General features: G+C 72.4%; 2 protein-coding genes. Both read right to left on the bottom strand.

The features are described from left to right. Window positions 1-27 precede the first annotated feature (27 nt). Window positions 28-1,731 carry an NADPH-dependent assimilatory sulfite reductase hemoprotein subunit gene (locus tag B8460_RS12670; RefSeq protein ID WP_048861967.1) on the bottom strand — a complete coding sequence of 568 codons (1,704 nt, stop codon included), beginning with the start codon at window positions 1,729-1,731 and terminating at the stop codon, window positions 28-30. Window positions 1,732-1,833: 102 nt separating this feature from the next. Then, window positions 1,834-2,099: Rrf2 family transcriptional regulator (locus tag B8460_RS21965; RefSeq protein WP_048861966.1), on the bottom strand; the 266-nt coding region annotated here is incomplete at its 5' end.

The raw sequence follows: 2,099 nt of genomic DNA, 5'->3' as shown, positions 1-2,099 counted from the left end.
GGATGGGCTGAGGCGCGCCCCGGCGCCTCAGGCGGCGCGCGTCGCGGGGGTGCCGGCGCGTTCGCGCAGCGTCTCCAGGCCGACGCGGCGGCAGAAGGCGCCGAACGCCTCGCCGGGCGTGCGCTCGGCGGCCCAGGCGGCGAAGAGCGGCTCGAACGTCGCGGCCAGATCTTCCTGCTTCACGCGGTCGAGCAGCTTTTCCGACAGCACCGTGCCCTCGAAATCGCCGCCGACATAGATCGCGTAATGGCCCGGCATGCGCCCGACGAGGCCGATATCGCCGGCATAGGTGCGCGCGCAGCCGTTCGGGCAGCCGGTGATGCGCAGGCTGATCCGCTCGCCCGACAGGCCGTGCCGCGCCAGCACCGCATCCAGCGCGCCGACGATCTCCGGCCGCACCCGCTCCGCCTCGGTCAGCGCGAGGCCGCAGGTGGGCAGCGCCGGGCAGGCGAGCGTCCAGCGTTCAAGCATCGTCTGGTCGGCGTCGAGCCGCACGCCATGGGCGCGGAGCACGCCCTCCACCGCCGCGCGCTCGTCGGCGGCGATGTTGGTCAGCAGCACGTCCTGCTGCGGCGTCATCACCGGATCGGCGGCGAAGTCGCGCATGATCTCGCGGAGCGCGGTGCGCAGGCGGGCGGTGTCGGTGTCGGCGATGCGGCCGGACGGCACCGGCACGCCGAGCCACCACCGCCCGTCTCCCTGGTCGTGCCAGCCGAGCAGGTCGGGCACCGCGAGCGGCGGCGTCGGCAGGGTCTCGCGCAGATCGAGGCCGTAGCGGTCGGCGAGCGTCGCGCGCACCCAGTCGACCCCGTGCGCATCGACGACGTATTTCAGCCGGGCGCGCTTGCGGTCGCTGCGGTCGCCGTGGTCGCGCTGCAGGGCGATCACCGCCTCGGCCGCCGCGATCAGGTCGTCCGGCCCGACCGAGCCGATGACGCTCGCGAGGCGCGGGTAGGTGTCGGGCCGGTTATGCGTCATCCCGAGGCCGCCGCCGACCGCGAGGTTGTAGCCGATCAGAGTGTCGCCCTCGAACACGGCGATGAAGCCGAGATCGTTGGTCAGGACGTCGATCGTGTTGTCCTGCGGGATCGCCAGCCCGATCTTGAACTTTCGCGGCAGGTAGGTGGCGCCGTAAAGCGGCTCGCTCTCCGGCGCGTCGGTCGGTGCCTCGTCGAGGAAGATCTCGTGATAGGCGCGCGACCGCGGCAGCAGGGCGGCGGACAGCAGGCGCGCGTCCTGATCGAGCCGCGCATGGACCGCGTCGCGCACCGGCGCGGGCGAGGTCATGACGTTGCGCACCACGTCGCCACAGGCGGCCATGGTGGTGAGCAGGGTGTCGTTGATCTCGGCGATCGCGGGTTTCAGGTCGCCCTTGACCACGCCGTGGAACTGCACGCCCTGGCGGGTGGTGATGCGCAGCGTGCCGTTGGCCCGGTCGTTGGCGAGCGCGTCGAAGGCGAGGTACTGCGCCGCGGTCAGCCGGCCGCCCGGCATGCGGACGCGGACCATGAAGGAGTATTCCTTCTCCTCGCCCCGCTGCTTGCGGGCGGTCGCGGTGTCGCGGTCGAACTGCTCGTAGCTGCCGTGGAACTTCAGCAGGTTGTAGCCGTCCTCGGTCACCTGCGTGCCGCCGGCGGCCAGTTCCTCGGCCAGGGCGCCGCGCAGATGCCGGCTGGATTCCTTCAGCCGCTCCACGCCGGAAGGACCACGACCCGAAGGACCACGCGCCATCGCCCAAACTCCCGCCGAGCGGCCAAATCGCCGTCGTCGGTAGTTATACAGAAAAACTCACGATGCAAGATGTGCCTTTGTCGTATCCCCCGTGCGCGACCGTCAGATTGAGAACGTCAGCGGCTCCGCCTCCGGCCGGGTCATGCCCGCCGCCTCCGCCCGGCGCAGCAAATCCGCGAGCGTCAGCGCCGCCAGCCGGGCGCGGACGGTGGCTTCCAGCTCCTGCCAGACCGGGGCGACCACGGTGTCCTGCAGCGCGCCGGCCGCGTCCTCGGCCGCCGGGTCGTCGCCGGCGACCGCGTCCACCACCTCCGCCAGGGTGATCCGTCCGCGCGGCCGGCCGAGCCGGTAGCCGCCGCGCGGGCCGC

The sequence above is a fragment of the Acidisphaera rubrifaciens HS-AP3 genome, assembly GCF_000964365.1.
Lineage (GTDB): Bacteria > Pseudomonadota > Alphaproteobacteria > Acetobacterales > Acetobacteraceae > Acidisphaera > Acidisphaera rubrifaciens.
This window is presented reverse-complemented; position numbering and strand designations above follow the sequence as displayed.

Coding starts and splice junctions, on each gene's coding strand:
- B8460_RS12670 (WP_048861967.1), bottom strand. CDS start 1,731: ATGGCGCGTGGTCCTTCGGGTCGTGGTCCTTCCGGCGTGGAGCGGCTG.